General features: G+C 72.8%; 16 protein-coding genes and 1 tRNA gene. 10 read left to right on the top strand and 7 right to left on the bottom strand.

Features of this window, described 5'->3' with window-relative positions; translation table 11 throughout:
* Positions 1–3 precede the first annotated feature (3 nt).
* A complete protein-coding gene (locus ACZ4Z1_RS02630) occupies positions 4–696 on the top strand; it encodes a class I SAM-dependent methyltransferase (protein WP_468484723.1) in 693 nt (230 codons plus the stop codon).
* 53 nt (positions 697–749) lie between these two features.
* Here ACZ4Z1_RS02630 and ACZ4Z1_RS02625 read toward each other — a convergent pair whose 3' ends face one another.
* Complete coding sequence (locus tag ACZ4Z1_RS02625; protein WP_468484722.1) at positions 750–1,985, bottom strand: DegT/DnrJ/EryC1/StrS family aminotransferase; 1,236 nt, start codon at positions 1,983–1,985, stop codon at positions 750–752.
* A gap of 251 nt (positions 1,986–2,236) precedes the next feature.
* On the opposite strand from ACZ4Z1_RS02625, the gene ACZ4Z1_RS02620 reads away from it, so the two are divergent.
* From ACZ4Z1_RS02620 to ACZ4Z1_RS02600, 5 genes are all read left to right on the top strand, one after another.
* The gene (locus tag ACZ4Z1_RS02620; protein ID WP_468484861.1) at positions 2,237–3,061 is read left to right on the top strand and encodes a class I SAM-dependent methyltransferase; all 825 of its coding nucleotides are present in this window, start codon (positions 2,237–2,239) and stop codon (positions 3,059–3,061) included.
* A 279-nt stretch (positions 3,062–3,340) separates the two neighbouring features.
* A complete protein-coding gene (locus tag ACZ4Z1_RS02615) occupies positions 3,341–4,438 on the top strand; it encodes an acyl-CoA synthetase family protein (RefSeq protein ID WP_468484721.1) in 1,098 nt (365 codons plus the stop codon).
* Between the two features lies 1 nt (position 4,439).
* Positions 4,440–5,930, top strand: a complete 1,491-nt coding sequence (locus ACZ4Z1_RS02610; RefSeq protein ID WP_468484720.1) for an aldehyde dehydrogenase family protein — start codon at positions 4,440–4,442, stop codon at positions 5,928–5,930.
* Positions 5,931–6,015: 85 nt separating this feature from the next.
* Positions 6,016–7,089, top strand: a complete 1,074-nt coding sequence (locus ACZ4Z1_RS02605) for a DUF1611 domain-containing protein (RefSeq protein ID WP_468484719.1) — start codon at positions 6,016–6,018, stop codon at positions 7,087–7,089.
* A 49-nt stretch (positions 7,090–7,138) separates the two neighbouring features.
* Entirely contained in the window at positions 7,139–7,990 is an 852-nt protein-coding gene (locus ACZ4Z1_RS02600) for an SMP-30/gluconolactonase/LRE family protein (protein ID WP_468484718.1), read from the top strand.
* Positions 7,991–8,017: 27 nt separating this feature from the next.
* Here ACZ4Z1_RS02600 and ACZ4Z1_RS02595 read toward each other — a convergent pair whose 3' ends face one another.
* The 5 genes from ACZ4Z1_RS02595 to ACZ4Z1_RS02575 all read right to left on the bottom strand — a co-directional run bounded on the left by ACZ4Z1_RS02595 (position 8,018) and on the right by ACZ4Z1_RS02575 (position 11,721).
* Positions 8,018–9,277, bottom strand: coding sequence for an MAB_1171c family putative transporter (locus ACZ4Z1_RS02595; RefSeq protein WP_468484717.1), 1,260 nt, complete (start codon positions 9,275–9,277; stop codon positions 8,018–8,020).
* Positions 9,274–9,795, bottom strand: coding sequence for a toxin (locus ACZ4Z1_RS02590; RefSeq protein ID WP_468484716.1), 522 nt, complete (start codon positions 9,793–9,795; stop codon positions 9,274–9,276). Before ACZ4Z1_RS02590 ends, ACZ4Z1_RS02595 begins: the two co-directional genes overlap by 4 nt.
* Positions 9,796–9,848: 53 nt before the next feature.
* Positions 9,849–10,289, bottom strand: coding sequence for an XRE family transcriptional regulator (locus ACZ4Z1_RS02585; protein ID WP_385232585.1), 441 nt, complete (start codon positions 10,287–10,289; stop codon positions 9,849–9,851).
* Positions 10,290–10,582: 293 nt separating this feature from the next.
* Positions 10,583–11,521 (bottom strand): NAD-dependent epimerase/dehydratase family protein, encoded by a 939-nt coding sequence (locus ACZ4Z1_RS02580; protein WP_468484715.1) that lies wholly within the window; start codon positions 11,519–11,521, stop codon positions 10,583–10,585.
* Positions 11,522–11,633: 112 nt separating this feature from the next.
* Positions 11,634–11,721 (bottom strand) — tRNA-Leu (locus ACZ4Z1_RS02575).
* A 234-nt stretch (positions 11,722–11,955) separates the two neighbouring features.
* Between ACZ4Z1_RS02575 and ACZ4Z1_RS02570 the strand changes: the two genes are divergently transcribed.
* From ACZ4Z1_RS02570 to ACZ4Z1_RS02560, 3 genes are all read left to right on the top strand, one after another.
* Entirely contained in the window at positions 11,956–13,281 is a 1,326-nt protein-coding gene (locus tag ACZ4Z1_RS02570) for a M20/M25/M40 family metallo-hydrolase (RefSeq protein ID WP_468484714.1), read from the top strand.
* Between the two features lie 189 nt (positions 13,282–13,470).
* Positions 13,471–13,704: a chaplin gene (locus tag ACZ4Z1_RS02565; protein WP_361154179.1), complete on the top strand. Its 234-nt coding sequence runs from the start codon at positions 13,471–13,473 to the stop codon at positions 13,702–13,704.
* A gap of 143 nt (positions 13,705–13,847) precedes the next feature.
* The gene (locus ACZ4Z1_RS02560) at positions 13,848–14,708 is read left to right on the top strand and encodes a chaplin (RefSeq protein ID WP_468484713.1); all 861 of its coding nucleotides are present in this window, start codon (positions 13,848–13,850) and stop codon (positions 14,706–14,708) included.
* A gap of 264 nt (positions 14,709–14,972) precedes the next feature.
* Here ACZ4Z1_RS02560 and ACZ4Z1_RS02555 read toward each other — a convergent pair whose 3' ends face one another.
* Positions 14,973–15,161: a DUF5703 family protein gene (locus ACZ4Z1_RS02555; protein WP_003986762.1), complete on the bottom strand. Its 189-nt coding sequence runs from the start codon at positions 15,159–15,161 to the stop codon at positions 14,973–14,975.
* Positions 15,162–15,208: 47 nt separating this feature from the next.
* Between ACZ4Z1_RS02555 and ACZ4Z1_RS02550 the strand changes: the two genes are divergently transcribed.
* Positions 15,209–15,916 (top strand): hypothetical protein, encoded by a 708-nt coding sequence (locus ACZ4Z1_RS02550; RefSeq protein WP_468484712.1) that lies wholly within the window; start codon positions 15,209–15,211, stop codon positions 15,914–15,916.
* Positions 15,917–15,955: the final 39 nt, after the last annotated feature.

Genomic DNA, 15,955 nt, shown 5'->3' with positions numbered 1-15,955 from the left:
TCCGTGACGCTCCCCGACGACCCTCGGCCCTCCGGCTCCCGCCCCGGCGGCCCCGAGGACCCCAAAGACCTGGTCCGGCGCGGCTACGACGCCGTCTCCCACGCCTACCGTGCCGACGACGCCGGGGACGGCGTGTACGCACCCTGGATCGCCGCCCTGCTCGGCCGGCTGCCCGGCCGCGCCGACGTGCTCGACCTCGGGTGCGGATGCGGTGTCCCCGTGGCGCGGTCCCTGAGCGCCGCCGGGCACGCCGTGACCGGCGTGGACCTGAGCGAGGTGCAGATACGGCGGGCCTGTGCACTCGTGCCGCGCGCCACCTTCCACCGCGCCGACGCTATGAGCCTCGCCCTTCCCGCCGCCTCCTGCGACGCCGTCGTCTGCCTGTACATGCTCATCCACCTGCCGCTCGCCGAACAGCCCCTCCTGCTGTCCCGCATCGCCGGCCTGCTGCGGCCCGGCGGCATCCTGCTCGCCGTCGCCGGTCACGGGGCCTGGACGGGCACCGAGGAGAACTGGCTCGGCACCGGGGCCACCATGTGGTGGAGCCACCCCGGCGCGGACACCTACCGCGAGTGGATCACCGCGGCCGGGCTGACGCTGGACGGCGAGGAGTTCGTACCGGAAGGCGCCGGGGGCCATGCGCTGTTCTGGGCCCGGCGCCCTGAGACCGGCAGCGGCGAGGACCGGCGCCGGTAGCACACAGGCGCAGAGCCCGCCGCGCGACGTCCCCGGCCCCGGTCCGGCTGACATCACGCCCCGGACGCCGGACCGAGCACGGCCGCCATCCGGTCCAGCGCCCGCTCCGGCATGCCGGACCGCAGCGGCAGGCACACGGCCTGCCGTACGAGGTGCGCCGCGGTCCGTGCGCCCTGCGGGCGGCCGGGCGGCGCCGGTACGGCGCCCAGCGAGGTCGGCCGCGCCGCGTCGAAGCCGGCGGACCGCAGGCGGGCGGCTGTCGCGACCGGGTCCGGGGTGGGCACGGCACACAGCCAGTACGTGTGCACGGGCGCGCCCACTCCGTACACCAGCGACGGGTCGGGCAGCCGCGCCACCAACCGCCGTGCCGTCGCCGCCCGCTGCGCCACCGCCAGAGCCGTGCCCGGGGCGCGCAGCCGCCGGTCCAGCAGGGCGAGCAGCGCGGCGCTCGGGCGGTGCCGGATCGCGGGCATGAGATCCGTACCGGCGAAGGCGCCCACCGTGTCCTGGAGACCGCTCGTGTGGTCGCGCCCCAGCGCGCCGGCGGTGGCCATCACACCGCTGTAGACCGGCCGCGTGGTGAGCAGCGCCAGCAGGGCGTACTTGGCGACCCGCCGGGCCTGCGCGTCATGTCGCTGCACCGGCCACTCCCGGTGCAGCGCGCGCATGGCCGCCAGCAGGCCGGGATCGCGAACGACCGCCACCGCGCCGCCCAGCGCCGTGGCGGTCTTGATCGGGCCGAAGCTGAACAGCGACACGTCCGCGCCGGGGCTGCCCCGGAAGTCCGGGCCGCTGTACGCCTGGGCGCAGTCCTCGACCAGCAGCCAGCCGCGCCGCGCGGCCAGTTCCGTGAGAGGGCCCAGCGGTGCCTGGGTGCCCAGCAGGTGGGCGACGACGACGGCCTTCGTCCGCGGGGTGGCGGCTGCCTCCCACTGCTCGGGGCAGGGCAGCAGGGTGCCCGCGTCGAGGTCCACCGGCACCGGGACCAGCCCGTGTTCCGTCACGATCCGCCACATGTCGGGGATCGTGACGGCGGACATCAGCACCTCACTGCCGCGGGGCAGTGCGGCGGCGCTCAATGCCAGGTCCAACGCGCTGCGCACCGACAGCGCCGCCAGGCACCGGTGCGCGCCGCCGGCCGCCGCCCCCGCGCTCCCGCCCGTACCGCCGTCCCCGAACCGCCGTTCCACGGTGGCCGCCCACCGCCCGGCGCCCCCGTCCCGCCCGCAGGCCGCCATCCCGTACGCGAGATCCGGCCAGCCGATGTCGAAGCTCTTCGGTGGATACACCGCGCACCACCTCCTCACCGGGTCGGACGCACAGCGCCGCCGCGCACCTGAGCCGCGGCGTCCTCCCTCGGGCATCCGGCCGCGGACGGCCGGGTAGGGACGCCGTCGTGACTACTCAGGACAGCAGGTCTCAGCAAGGCAGCACGTCTCGCCAGAACGGTCCGTCCCGCCAAGGCGGAACGCCTCACGAGGACGGCACCTCTCATCAGGGCGGTACGTCCAACCAGGCCGCCGCCCCCACGACCGACGCCATGCTGCGGGCCAACCAGGAGAACTGGGACGCCCGTACCCCGGTGCACGTGGCCAGCGACTTCTACGGTCTGGACGGCTCGCGGACCGCCGACGACTGGTTCGCCCCCTTCGAGTGGGACGACCTCGGGCCCCTGGAGGGGCGGGACGTCCTGCACCTCCAGTGCCACCTCGGCACCGAGACCCAGGCGTTCGCCGAGCGGGGCGCCGCGCACACCGTCGGCCTGGACTTCTCCGGCGCGGCGCTGGCCCAGGCGCGCCGCCTGGCGGCCGCCGCCGGACGGGACGTCGAGTTCGTCCAGGCCGATGTGCACCGGGCCGCCGAAGCGCTGGGCGGCCGCCGCTTCGACGTGGTCTACACGGGCAAGGGCGCGCTCTGCTACCTGCCCGACCTGCCCCGGTGGGCCCAGGTCGTCGCGGGGCTGCTGCGGCCGGGCGGCACGCTGTACGTGGTCGAGTTCCACCCGCTGCTCAACTCCCTGGGTGCCACACCCGACCCCGGCCGGTCACCCGGAGACGCGGAGTTGCTGCTGGCCCACGACTACCTGGAGGGCCGGGGCGTGATCCGCAGCGACACGCCGCACACGTACACCGACGGGCCGCCGGTGGAGGGCGCGACGACCAGTTACGAGTGGCGGCACGGCCTCGGGGAGACGGTCAACGCGCTGGTCGGCGCCGGGCTGACCGTCGACCTGCTGCGCGAGACGGACCTGCTGCCCTGGAAGCGGTTCGCGACGATGGAGCAGGCGGACCACGGCTGGTGGCGGCTGCCCCCGCAGGAACCGCGCATTCCCCTGCTGTTCGCGCTGCGTGCCACCAGAGCCTGAGATGTGCGGCGGCCCCGACCTCGGCGGACGGCGAAACGGAATCCGCGGGCCGGGGCCAGGCGCACCCCGACCACCCCGTGGTCAGCAGCGGGGAGGCGGTTTTGGCCAGCCCTGGTGCGGTTCAAGCCGGAATGCCCCGGGCCGCATTGCACCGGCCAAACATCCCATGATCCGGTGGATCCACCGGACGGGCCCGGCCCGGGGCGGCCCGCCACTCCCGGGCCGCCCCGCGCCGAAGGCACCCGGCCAGCAGCTTCAGCCAGCAGAGAGGTGAACCAGATGCGCGACGTGGATGCCGTACTCGGCACGCCCTGGCACGAACTGCCCTCCGCCGACGCCGTCGTGGCCGCGGCCATGGAATGGCACTTCGACCCGGCCACCGGCTCCCGGTTCTGGGTGGAGCGCGCCGCGTCGCTGCCCTTCGACCCGCGCAAGGACATCACCACCCTCGCCGACCTGAACCGCTTCCCCGACGTCAGCGCCGAGTGGCGGGACGTACCGGTGGAGGACCTGCTGCCCGTGGGACTGCGCGACCTCGGCGGGCGGCCCTCCGTCTGGGAGAGCGGTGGCACCACCGGCGCCCCCAAGCGGATCGTCGACCTCGGCCAGTGGGGGCGCAACACCCGCTGGTGGTCCGAAATCCTCGATCAGCACGGTTTTCCCTCCGGCGACGGCAACCTGCTCTTCCTCGGCCCCACCGGGCCGCACGTCGTCGCCGAGGCGCTGCGTGGCCTCGCCCGGCTGCGCGACGCGGTGTTCTTCCCGGTCGACCTCGATCCGCGCTGGGTGCGGCGGTGCCTCCAGGACGGCCAGACCGACATCGCCCGGCACTACGTCGACCACATCCTCGACCAGGCCGAATGGGTGCTCACCTCACAGCACATCTCGCTGCTGTACGCGACCCCGCCCCTCCTGGAGGCGATCGCCGAACGCCCGCGCCTCGCCGGGCTGGTCCGCGACAAGGTGCGCGGCATCATGTGGGGCAGCACCTCCATCGACCCCGAGACGCTGCGGCTGCTGTCCACCGAGGTCTTCCCCGACGCGGCCTTCAGCGGCCTGTACGGGAACACGATGATGGGCGCGGCACCCCAGCGGCCCGCCGTGCCCGGTGACACCGAACCCTGCGTCTTCCAGAGCTTCCACCCGTACGTGCACCTGTCCCTGCTCGACCCGGACGACCTGTCCCGCGAGGTGGCGTACGGCGAGCGGGGACGGGTGTGCATGCGCCAGCTGAGCCCCGAGGTGCTGCTGCCGCACGTGCTCGAACGGGACACCGCGATCCGTGTCGCGCCGGTGCCGGGCTTCGGGGGTGACGGCGTGGCCGACGTGCAGCCGTTCACCGACGGCAGCACGAAGATCATCGAGGGGGTGTACTGACGTGCCCGGCCACCCCGAAGCGGCCGCCGGAACCGGAGCCGGTTCCAGCACCGGCACTGACACCGGCCCCCGCTCCGGCACCGGCACCGGCATCACCGTCGAGCGGCCCTCGGGCCCGTACCGCTCCGCCAGCCGCACCACCCTCACCGACGCCACCGGCAGCCCGGCGGGCGAACTGTCCCTCGCGCCGCCCCTGCTGATCCGCCAAGTGATCAACGAGATGCGCGCCGCACCGGAACAGCCCACCGGGGAACGCCTCGCGGCCCTCGTCCGGGCGGGCGAACTGTTCGCCACCGCGACCCTGGACGGTGAGACCCCCGACGCGTACTGCCGCCGCCAGGCCCTGGTCTCCGGGCTGCCCGTGTCCGTCGCCCGCCGCACCCTCGACCGGGTGGCGCGGACCGGCCGCGCCGCGGCGGACACCCTGGCCGCGCAACGCCCCACGGGCGCCCGGCTCCTCGACGAGCTGTCCGCCGCCGCCGACGCGACGGCGGTGTGGGTACGCAAGGGCGACATCCTGGGCGTCCTGGCGCCCGGCAACCACCCGGCCACCCACCTGGAGTGGCTGGGCGCCCTCGCTCTGGGCTACCGGGTGGCCGTACGCCCCTCCCAGCGCGACCCGTACACCCCGCGGCGGCTGGTCCGTGCCCTGCGCGCGGCCGGCCTGGCACCGGCGTACACGGCGCTGCTGCCGACCAGCCACGCGCACGCGGAAGCCCTCGTCGAGCAGGCCGATCTCGGACTGGTCTACGGCGGTGACAGCGTCGTCGCCCGCTACGCCGACAGCCGGCGGGTGCTCGCGCAGGGCCCGGGCCGCTCCAAGATCCTGATCACCGGGGACGTGCCGTGGCGGGCCCACCTGGACACCATCGCCGACTCGGTCGCCGCCGACGCCGGGGTGCAGTGCCTCAACGCCGGCGCCGTCCTGTGCGAGGAGGACCCGCGAGGCCTCGCGCAGGCCCTGGCCGAGCGGCTCGGGCGCCTCCCGCTGCTGCCGCCGGACCACCCCGAAGCGGCGCTGCCCGTACGGCCACTGGCCGAGGCCCGGCACCTCGCACAGCAGCTGCACGACACCGTCGGTACGCACCTGGTGGCCGCACCCGGAGCAGACTCCGGGGAACGGTTCATCGCCGGCCTGGGTGACGGCAGCGCCGTCCTCCGGCCGGTCGTCGTCGCCCTCGACAGTCCGCGGGACCCGCGCTTCGGCACCGAACTGCCCTTCCCGTACGTGGCCGTGGCTCCCTGGCACCCGGAACTGCGTCCGTCGGCGTTCGGCCGCACCCTGTCCCTCACCGTGCTGAGCGAGGACGCGTCCCTGATACGGGAATGTCTCGCGAGCCCGCGGATCCGCAACGTCCACCTGGGCGATGTCCCCACGCACTGGACCCGCCCCGGACTGCCGCACGACGGCTCGCTCGCCGAGTTCCTGATGGAGTCGAAGACCTTCGCCGGCGGGGCCGGGACGGCGGCGGCCCAGGGACCGGCCACATGACCAAAGACCCCTGGCTCCCGGCAGGTTCCTGCCGTGGCCCGCCCCGTCATTCCGCGGGAATGATCCGGTCGGTAGGGTTCCGGACATGGTCCTTTCCGGGTTTCCTCGGCTGCCGCTCCGTGCCGTGCTCTTCGCCGACGGGGTGTTCGCGCGTCTCGAAGGCAAGACCGCGCAAGGGGTGCTGCGGCACAGCACCGTCCTCGAATCCGTGGCGGTCATCGACCGCCTGCACCCGTCCGGCAGCACGGCGTCAGTGGTGCCGGGGACCGACGTCCCGGTCGTCTCCTCGCTGGAGGAGGCCCTGCCGTACGGGCCGGAGGCGCTGGTCGTGGCGATGACCGAGTCCGACCACGTGGAGGTCGTGGACGGCGAGGTGCGGCACGCGCCGCGGCCGCCGGGCGACCTCCCGGACTTCTGGTGGGAGCAGATCGCGACCGCCGTACGCAACGGCCTGCACGTCATCTCCTGCCTCCACCTCCAGCTGCGGCACACGGAGTTCGCCGACAAGACCGCGGACGGCCAGCAACTGGTCGACGTCCGGCGCCCGTACGACGAACTGCCGAAGTACTCCGGCCGCCTCGGGCGCGGCCGCGCCAAGCTCGTCCACGTGGCGGGCAGCGACTGCGTGGTGGGCAAGCGGACCGTCGCCCTCCAGCTGCACCGGGAGGCGCTGGCGCGCGGCATCGACTCCGGCTACGTCGGCACCGGCCAGACCTGCCTGCTCGCCGGCTGCACGGAGGGCGCGATCATCGACCGTACCCCCGTCTTCCAGGCGGCCGGGCTCGTCGAGCACCTGGTGCAGCGGGCGGACGCCCGGCACGATCTGCTGATCATCAAGGGTCAGGCGTCCGTGCTGCACCCCGCCTTCGGCGGCCTGGCCACCGCGATCCTCCAGGGCTCGCGGCCGGACGCCGTCGTCTTCGTGCACGACCCGCGCCGCACCCACCGCTACCACTGGGAGCACCTGCCGGTGGCCGACCCGCGCAGCGAGATCCGTATCGTGGAAGAACTGGGCCAGGCCCCCGTCGTCGCCGTCGCCACCCGCGGCCGCGAGAACGTGGCGAGCCTGCGCCCGCTGGGGCTGCCGGTCGTCGACGTCCTCGACGGCCGGGGCACGGCAGAACTGATGGACGCGCTCGGCCCCGTACTGACCCCGTGACCCCGTTCCTTCCGCAAGCGGTGACCCCCATACACCCGTTACGAGGAGAATGTGCACTGTGAGTGTTGAGGTGGCCCTGGCCGTACGGGCGCACTTTGCCGAATGCCCCGCCTGGGACGCCGCCGACGGCTCCCTGCTGTGGGTGGACATGAACGACGGCGAGGTGCACCGCTACCGCCCCTCCGACGGCGGCGACACGGTCACCGCCGTCGACCAGCCGGTGGCGGCGGCCCTGCCCCGGGCGGGCGGCGGTCTGGTCCTGAGCCTGCGCGACGGCGTCGCGGTGGCCGCACCGGACGGATCCCGCCGGTGGCTCACCGAATGGTCCCGGGAGAAAGTGCGCGGCAACGACGCGGCCGTCGACGGCCGGGGCCGCCTGTGGGTCGGCACCATCGCCGGCGAGACCTCCCCGGGCTGGCTGGCGCGCGTCGACGCCGACGGCACCGTGCACACCGCGGCCACCGGCATCCAGCTGAGCAACGGCATCACGTGGAGCCCCGACGCGACCCGGATGTACTACGTGGACACCCGCACCCGCCGTATCGACGTCTTCGACTACGACCTCGACACCGGCAAGGCGGCCAACCGCCGCGTGTTCACCGACATCACGGACACCGAGGGCCTGCCGGACGGCATGTGCACCGACACCGCGGGCGGCGTCTGGGTGGCCCTCTTCCGCGGCGGCGCCGTCCGCCGCTACACCCCGGACGGGCGGCTGGACCGTGAGATCCACCTGCCCGCCTCGCTGACCACCTCCTGCGGCTTCGGCGGCCCGGACCTGACCGACCTGTACGTCACCTCGGCCCGCCGCGACCTCGGGGACGTCGAGCCGGAGGCCGGCAACCTCTTCGTCGTGTCCGGCGTCGGCCAGGGGCTGGAAGGCGTGGCGTTCGCCGGGTGACCCGCCCGTACGAGGCCCCGCACGGGGCTACTGTCCGGCCCGCACCACCGCGGGCCGGACGCGCGCGAACGCGCGGGAGACCTTGACCAGCCATGCCACGTCGGCGGAGAAGTCCGGCCCGCCCGCCGCGGCGGGTACCGGCACGCCGTCCGTACCCGGCTGGTCCCCGTCCGACAGGTCCGCCACGGTGCCGGCCGGGGCGTCCGCCGACGGACCGTCCGCCGCCCAGCCGTCCGGCACGGGCCCCGGCGCCCGGGGCCCGGCCGCGAGCGCCGCCGCGATGTGCGCCGCCTCCACCTCCGCGTGCCGCTCCTCGGCGGCGCCCTGACCGGGCGAGAGCACCGCGCCCGGATCGCCGTGGTGCCCGCGCAGCGCCAGACAGCCGTCCCGGATCTCGATCACCCGGCGGTGCAGGTGGAACCGCAGGTCGTACAGGGCCGACAGATCGCTGCCGGTGCTGGACGGCAGGGAGATCTCCGGGTGGGCCTGGTGCAGGGCCAGCCACAGCGGGCGCAGCAGCCGGTAGCTGCGGTAGTCCGCCAGCCAGCTGCGGGCGGCGGAGACCCGCGGCCCCCACAGCGGCGCCGTCCAGCCGACGATGTTGAGGACCATGCCGATCGTCAGCGTCGTACGGGAGACGTCGGACCAGCGCAGCGGGTTCCAGCCGTACTGCGTCAGGAAGACGTCGGCGTACCGGCCGGCCGGATAGACCAGCTCGACGACCGCGCCGGCCGCCGCGATGCGCAGCCCGCGGCGCACCCACGCGTGGTCGGTGAGCTTGGCGAAGTGCCAGCAGGCGCGGGCCACCAGGACCTTGCCGGCCACGAACGCGGTGAGGTACGCGGCCTGGTAGGCGACGAAGAACGGCTGGTCGCCGGGGTGTTTGAAGACGTTGCGCGGCGGGCCCTGGAGGGTCGCCAGGAAGAACAGCACCACCATCGTCACCGGCACCACCGCGAGCAGCAGCAGACGCCGTCGGGCCCGTACCCGTGCCTCGGCCTTCGGGTACATCCAGTGGATCAGCAGGATCTGCTGACAGGCGAGCACCGCGATGATCCACAGCTGGACCGACACGTTGTACCAGGTGATGGTGCCGAACAGGGTGCCCGTCCAGCGGGCGGGGGTGGACATCGACAGGTACATCCCCTGGCACCCGAAGGAGACGCACAGCGCCGTCAGCCCCGCGTTGCGGCGGTGCCCGCGCAGCAGCGGTACGAGGGTGTAGGCGAACGCGATCCAGCAGGCGAGCGCGGCGATCGGATAGCGGATGTGGGTGATGCCGGTCATGAACCGTCCTCACGGCGCCAGTTCAGCGATCCGTGGATACGGCCCAGCGCACTGTCGGGATCCGGTGCCGCCGTACTCCCGCGGCGCGGGCCGGCGCGCAGCGCCTCCCCGAGGAGAAAGGCCATGACCTCCGCTTCCTGTTCCTGGGCGTCCGAGTAGTTCTCGCGGTACAGCAGGTCCTGCACGAGGTCCGGGTCGAGGTCCGGGAAGAGCAGGGTGTTGGGGTCGGTCCCGGGGACGCCGACGCCGTGGTGGCCGCAGATCATGTGGGCCAGTTCGTGGGCGATGATGTGTTCCTGGTGGTGGCGGCTGGTGTGCGCCTCGTAGACGACGTAGTCCGTACCGGGGAAGGACAGCCACAGGCCGCACGGGCCCGAGGTCTCCATCGGCATGGCCACCAGCTGGATCTCCCGGCTCCGTACCCGGGCCAGGTGGTCGCACAGCTGCGGGAGGTCGTAGGAGGCGGGCAGCCCGAACGACGCCAGTTTTTCCCGGCACTGCCTGCGCAGGGCCTTCATCCCGGAAGACCCTCTGCCGTGGCGGTCACGCCAGGGGAAAGGCATCCGGAGCACTACTCCTCGCCGTCGGCCGAACGGCTCGGCTGCCGGCCGCGCGTCGCGCCGGTGGTGGCGTGCATCATGCTGACCTCGCGGATGATGCGGGCCAGGGACTTGCGGCCGGAGTCGTCCATGCTCATGGCGCGCAGCGCGATGTCGCGGACCTCCGCGTTGCCCATCGCGGAGGCGAGGGCGAGCTGGGAGTCGACGCGGTCGGCGGTGTCGTCGTCGAAGAAGTAGGCCACCGGCACCCGGAAGAACGCCGCGAGCGCCTCCAGGTGGCGCTTGGTGGGGTTGGTGCGCTGGCCGGTGCGCAGCTGCCAGACGTAGGTCTTGGAGAACGTGCCGCCACTCAGTTCGCTGCACCCGCGCGCGACTTCCTCGTAGGTGTACTCGCGGCCGTTCGCGCGGATCGTGGTGAACAGCTTGTCGACCTTCCCGGCCAGTGACGACATCGGGGCTCCTTTGTGAGTGCGCCGGGTGAGCTGCCTGGGAGTGCCAACTCATCCTAGTTGACAGGACTCTTGCGTGCACTTACCGTCGGGATCGCGTTAGCGGAGATGAACAGAGCAGTTTCGGTGTCCACTCACGCGGACGACGGGGGTGTCCGCATGAGGGAGAGCTCGTCGCGACGGCGACCGGTTGCCACGGTTGCGCGGCGCCGGCGCGATGAGCAGCTGCCACTGGGCGGCCCGGCCTGCCGTTCAGCCGCCCCCCACACGCACGCCCGGGACCGTCGGCTTCCGCATCACCCGTCGGCCGGCCGGCCGCGCCACCACTCCACTGTCGCTTCGACCTGACGGTCAAGAGGTGTCGCCTCGACGGAGAAGGCGGTGCGGTACGCGCTGGAGTCCACCACGAACGGCCGGTCGAACTGGTATCGCACCTCCTGCAGTTCCCGCAGCAGCGGTGATACGACCGACAGTGCGCGCACCACGGCAGGCGGCAGCCGGCGCACCGCGACCGGCTGCACTCCCGCCTTCGCCGCGAGCGTGGTGACCATCTCCCGGACCGACAGCGCCGGCGCGGTCGGCACGTGCCAGGCCCGCCCCCACGCGCGTTCCTGCTCCGCGACCTCGACCAGGGTCCTGGCCGCATCGGGGAGATAGGTCCAGCTGTGCGGGGTGTCCGGATCGCCGAGGACGGACACCGGCCTGCCGCGCAGCAGCCGCGGCACGACCCGGGAGGCGAGGTGCCCGCCGTCGGTCACGGTCGGTCCGAAAAAGTCCGAGGCACGTACTTCGACCGCCCGGATACGGCCCTTTTCGTGCAAGTCGCGTGCTTGTTCCCAGATTTCGGCGCGTACGTGCCCCTTGGGACCGGTCGCCGCGAGCGGCAGCGCTTCCGTCATCTCACCCTCGACGGGGCCGTACCCGTAAAGATTGCCCAGCATGACGAGCACCGCGCCGGTCGCCTCGGCCGCACGGTTGACCGCGGCGGCCAGCGGCGGCCAGTCGCGGGTCCAGCGGTGGTAGGGCGGCGAGGCGCAGTTGTAGATCGCCGTCGCGTCCCGGGCGGCCTCCGTCAGCCGCCCGGCGTCCGAAGCGTCCAGCGCGACGTGCTCGATGCCCGGCTCCGCGTGCCCGCCCGACCGCGTGACGACCCGTACCGCGCAACCCTTTTCCGCCAGCAGCCGAGCGGTGGCCGCTCCGGCGGGACCAAAACCTATGACGACATGAACATTCATGCGCGCAGGCTAGCGAGTGAAGCGGCCCGCCGGCGCCCTGGAGCGGGCGGACCGGGGACCGGGTCCGACCATGCGAAAGACCCCAGCTGGGCTGGGGTCTTCATCCTCTTTGTGGTGTCCGAGGGGGGACTTGAACCCCCACGCCCGATAAAGGGCACTAGCACCTCAAGCTAGCGCGTCTGCCATTCCGCCACCCGGACCAGGTGTCTGCCGGTCCGGCCCGCTGGGCCCTTCCGACATGGAAAACAATAGCAAACGTTCAGGGGTGGTCGATCACGGCCGTCCGGAGCCGGGGGTACGTCTGTGACCAGCGCATGTCGGGAACATTGCGGCCTTGGGCGCAGCGCCGCCGAGGGGGAGGATGGCGGTGGACCCCCGCCGCGGTCCGTGCCCCACCGGGAGGACGGCGCGGCCGTGAACCATGAGGAGGCAGAGTGAGCGAGTCGCAGCCGGCCCGTACGGTCACCGGCGAGGACGAGGTCGTCGACCTGTGCCGGGACCTGATCAGGATCGACACGAGCAACTACGGCGACCATTCCGGTCCCGGTGAGCGTGCCGCCGCCGAGTACGTGGCGGAGAAGCTCGCCGAGGTCGGGCTGGAGCCGCAGATCATCGAGTCGCACAAGGGCCGCGCCTCGACGGTGGCCCGCATCGAGGGCACGGACCCGTCGCGGCCCGCGCTGCTCATCCACGGGCACACCGACGTGGTGCCCGCCAACGCCGAGGACTGGACCCACCACCCGTTCTCCGGGGAGATCGCGGACGGGTGTGTGTGGGGCCGCGGCGCGGTCGACATGAAGGACATGGACGCGATGACGCTCGCGGTCGTCCGCGACCGCCTGCGCTCCGGCCGCAAACCGCCGCGCGACATCGTGCTGGCCTTCCTCGCCGACGAGGAGGCGGGCGGCGTGTACGGCGCCCGCCACCTCGTCGACAAGCACCCCGGGATCTTCGAGGGGGTGACGGAGGCCATCGGCGAGGTCGGCGGCTTCTCCTTCACCGTCAACGAGAACCTGCGGCTGTACCTGGTGGAAACGGCCCAGAAGGGCATGCACTGGATGCGGCTGACCGTGGACGGCACGGCCGGTCACGGATCGATGACCAACAGCGACAACGCGATCACGGAGCTGTGCGAGGCGGTCGGGCGGCTGGGGCGGCACAAGTTCCCGGTGCGGGTGACCAAGACCGTACGGTCCTTCCTCGACGAGCTGTCGGACGCCCTGGGCACCGAACTCGACCCGGAGGACATGGAGGAGACCCTCGCCAAGCTGGGCGGCATCGCGAAGATCATCGGTGCCACGCTGCAGAACACCGCGGCACCGACCCAACTGGGCGCCGGCTACAAGGTCAACGTCATCCCGGGCCAGGCGACCGCGGCTGTCGACGGCCGGTTCCTGCCCGGCCACGAGGAGGAATTCCTGGCCGATCTGGACCGCATTCTCGGTCCGCGGGTCAAGCGCGAGGACATTCATGCCGACAAGGCACTGGAGACCGGTTTCGACGGCCCTCTGGTGGCGGCCATGCAGTCGGCACTGAAGGCCGAGGACCCGATCGCGCGGGCCGTTCCGTACATGCTCTCCGGCGGTACGGACGCGAAGTCCTTCGACGACCTCGGTATCCGGTGCTTCGGCTTCGCGCCGCTCAAGCTGCCGCCGGAGCTGGACTTCGCCGGGATGTTCCACGGCGTGGACGAGCGGGTTCCGGTCGACGGACTGAAGTTCGGTACGCGTGTACTCGACCGGTTCATCGAGCAGAGCTGAGCGGTGAATTCCCGCGCCGCGGCGCGGAAATCCGTGCCCTGACGTGGTACGCGGGCCGGACAATCGGCCAGGCGTACGCATTTAGCCGGAACGAGTGAATGGCGTCATAGGCTCGTAGCTTCATCACCTTCTCCTCGTTGCAGAGGGTGCGGTCCGCGGCTGGGACCGCATTGCCAACAAGGAGGAATAATGATCAAGAAGGTCGTCGCTGCCGCGGCTGCCACCGGCGGTCTGGTGCTCGCTGGCGCGGGCATCGCCGTCGCCGACGCGGGGACGCAGGGCGCTGCCCTGAACTCCCCGGGTGTCATTTCGGGCAACACCCTCCAGGTCCCGATCCACGTGCCGATCAACCTGTGCGGCAACACGATTGACATCATCGGGCTGCTGAACCCTGCCTTTGGCAACACCTGCGTCAACGACTGACGCGGTGCCTGAAACCGTAAGGCTGTGATCCCGGTCGGCTCCGGAGTGCGCGCCATGCACTCCGGAGCCGACGGTTGTTCCGGCCCGTGGACGTGCGATGTACCGCGGGTCATTCGGTAGGTCAGAGGCAGGGGAGCGAACCAATGCGACAGGTCGCGAAAAAGGGCCTGATCACGGTGGCGGCAGCGAGCGGCGTACTGGCCGTCGCGGGCAGCTACGCGCACGCGGATTCCGGTGCGCAGGGGAATGCGGCGCATTCACCAGGGGTGTTGGCCGGCAATGCCGCCCAAGTTCCCGTGAACATCCCGGTGCAAGCCTGCGGGAATTCCGCGAATGTCGTCGGGCTGCTGAATCCCGCCATGGGAAACCGCTGCGACAACGACGGCGGCTCCCGCGGCGACCGGAGCCACGGCAGGAACGGGCACGGCGGCGGCGGGGCCGGCGCGCAGGGCTCGGCGCAGGGATCGCCCGGCGTCGGCTCGGGCAACCAGGTGCAGGCGCCGGTCCACGCGCCCGTCAACGCCTGCGGCAACTCGGTGTCGGTCGTCGGACTCGGCAACCCCGTCAACGCCAACGGCTGCGCGGGCAACGGCAGCAGTACCGGGGACGGCACCGGCACCGGCACCGACCACGGCTCCTCGCCGGGCATCCCGGCCGGGCAGGACCCGCGGCCGTCCGACGGCCGGCCGAACCCGCGGGCCCCGGGCGGCCCCGCCTCCCCGGCCGAGGACCGCGCGGGCGAACCGGCCGGCCCGGCCGCCCCGGGGCACCGGCCGCACACGACGGACACCGCGGGCGCAGTACAGGAGCGGGCACCGCAGCTCCGGAAGGAGGAGTCGGCGCCGCGTACGCAGATCGTCACCCCGTCCGAGGGCACCGAGAGCGCGGCGGAGCATCTCGCCCAGACCGGTGCGGGAGCGCTCGGCATCGCGCTGCCGGCGAGTGCGGGCCTGCTGATCGGCGGTGCGGTGCTCTACCGCCGCGCGCGTTCCGCACGGGCCTGACCGCCCGCGGGCGTACCGCCCGGGACCGGCCCGCGTACCGTTCGGGCGCCGGCGATGGCGGCCGTCCACCGGCCCGGCCGCGTCGTCAGGCCGGTACGACGGAGCGGGCCCCGCGCCGGCGGGGCCCGCTCTGCCGTATGCGGGACTGTCGGTCGGTGGCCTGTCCGGCCCGTCCGGCCTGGCGCTCATCGGCCCGTCGTGCACGGGCTCGTACGCGGCCGGGGAGCCCGTGGCCGGTCACCCGGCCCGTGCCGCGGCGGCCGTTCACCAGGTTGCCCGGATCTGGCGGATGATGCGGCGGCGCAGCCGCACGCGGCGGCTGCCGTCAGGGTTGAGGCGCAGGCGGTCCAACTCCCAGTGTCCGTACTCGGCATGGTCGGTCAGCAGGCGTGTGGCGGCCTTGCGGGAGACCCCTCGCGGCACATACACATCGCAGAATTCGTATTCCGGCATCGCATCTATTGTGCGGGACCCGCCCCGGTACGGATAGCGTCTGCACTATGTCTGATGCTGCGCAGCCTTCCGCTGTCGAGGTACGTGCCGCCGCCGAGGCGGTCAAAGCCGCGCTGGACCGTCACCTCGACGCGGTCGAACACCGCTCGGGCCAGGACGACCCCGCCGTCTACGCCGCGTTCGACGAACTCGCCGCGGCGGCCGAGGCGTACGACGAGCTGCTGTACGACACCTATGACGAGGTCACCCCCTTCGAGATCCCCGGGAACGACACGCTGCCCGCCTACGCGGGCCCGGAGGAACCCAGCGCGCTGAGCGTGCTGATCCGGCGCGACTACGCGGTGGTCGAACCACAGCGGCTGCTGTCGCAGGCCCAGCGGATCGCCGACCTCGACCCCGAGTCGGCCGTCGACGCCGCGGCGGAGGCCAGAGCGGTCAACGGCGGTACGGGTTCGGTGGCCGGCGTGGTCGGCAGCAGCGTGCACGCGGCGCTGGGCGTGCTCTTCGGGGAGTTCGAACCGGACGAGATCGCCACCCGGCACAAGGAGTTCGGCCTGGAGGAGGGCGACTCCACCCTGTGGGTGGTCGCCGCCGACGAGACGCCGGAGCCGGGGGAGTGGCTGTCCGCGCCGTTCGACCAGACCGACCCGCAGCGGGTGGTGTGCCGCTTCGACGTCAGCTCCGTCTTCGACGAGGACCTGGGCGCCGACGCCGATGACGACGACGTACTGGAGCCGCTCGACGGGGAGCGGTAGGACGTACCGGCCGCCCCTCCGGGCGGAGGTGTGACGGTA

The sequence above is a fragment of the Streptomyces sp. NPDC030165 genome (assembly GCF_055573595.1).
The sequence above is the reverse complement of the archived record's forward strand: the minus strand, read 5'-3'. Positions and strand labels throughout refer to the sequence as shown.

Bases quoted from the DNA above. Each gene is read 5' to 3' on its own strand.
- ACZ4Z1_RS02550 (WP_468484712.1), top strand. From the start codon at position 15,209: ATGTCTGATGCTGCGCAGCCTTCCGCTGTCGAGGTACGTGCCGCCGCC.
- ACZ4Z1_RS02580 (WP_468484715.1), bottom strand. From the start codon at position 11,521: ATGAATGTTCATGTCGTCATAGGTTTTGGTCCCGCCGGAGCGGCCACC.
- ACZ4Z1_RS02560 (WP_468484713.1), top strand. From the start codon at position 13,848: ATGCGACAGGTCGCGAAAAAGGGCCTGATCACGGTGGCGGCAGCGAGC.
- ACZ4Z1_RS02590 (WP_468484716.1), bottom strand. From the start codon at position 9,795: ATGAAGGCCCTGCGCAGGCAGTGCCGGGAAAAACTGGCGTCGTTCGGG.
- ACZ4Z1_RS02595 (WP_468484717.1), bottom strand. From the start codon at position 9,277: ATGACCGGCATCACCCACATCCGCTATCCGATCGCCGCGCTCGCCTGC.
- ACZ4Z1_RS02615 (WP_468484721.1), top strand. From the start codon at position 3,341: ATGCGCGACGTGGATGCCGTACTCGGCACGCCCTGGCACGAACTGCCC.
- ACZ4Z1_RS02585 (WP_385232585.1), bottom strand. From the start codon at position 10,289: ATGTCGTCACTGGCCGGGAAGGTCGACAAGCTGTTCACCACGATCCGC.
- ACZ4Z1_RS02620 (WP_468484861.1), top strand. From the start codon at position 2,237: ATGCTGCGGGCCAACCAGGAGAACTGGGACGCCCGTACCCCGGTGCAC.
- ACZ4Z1_RS02605 (WP_468484719.1), top strand. From the start codon at position 6,016: ATGGTCCTTTCCGGGTTTCCTCGGCTGCCGCTCCGTGCCGTGCTCTTC.
- ACZ4Z1_RS02555 (WP_003986762.1), bottom strand. From the start codon at position 15,161: ATGCCGGAATACGAATTCTGCGATGTGTATGTGCCGCGAGGGGTCTCC.
- ACZ4Z1_RS02600 (WP_468484718.1), top strand. From the start codon at position 7,139: ATGTGCACTGTGAGTGTTGAGGTGGCCCTGGCCGTACGGGCGCACTTT.
- ACZ4Z1_RS02565 (WP_361154179.1), top strand. From the start codon at position 13,471: ATGATCAAGAAGGTCGTCGCTGCCGCGGCTGCCACCGGCGGTCTGGTG.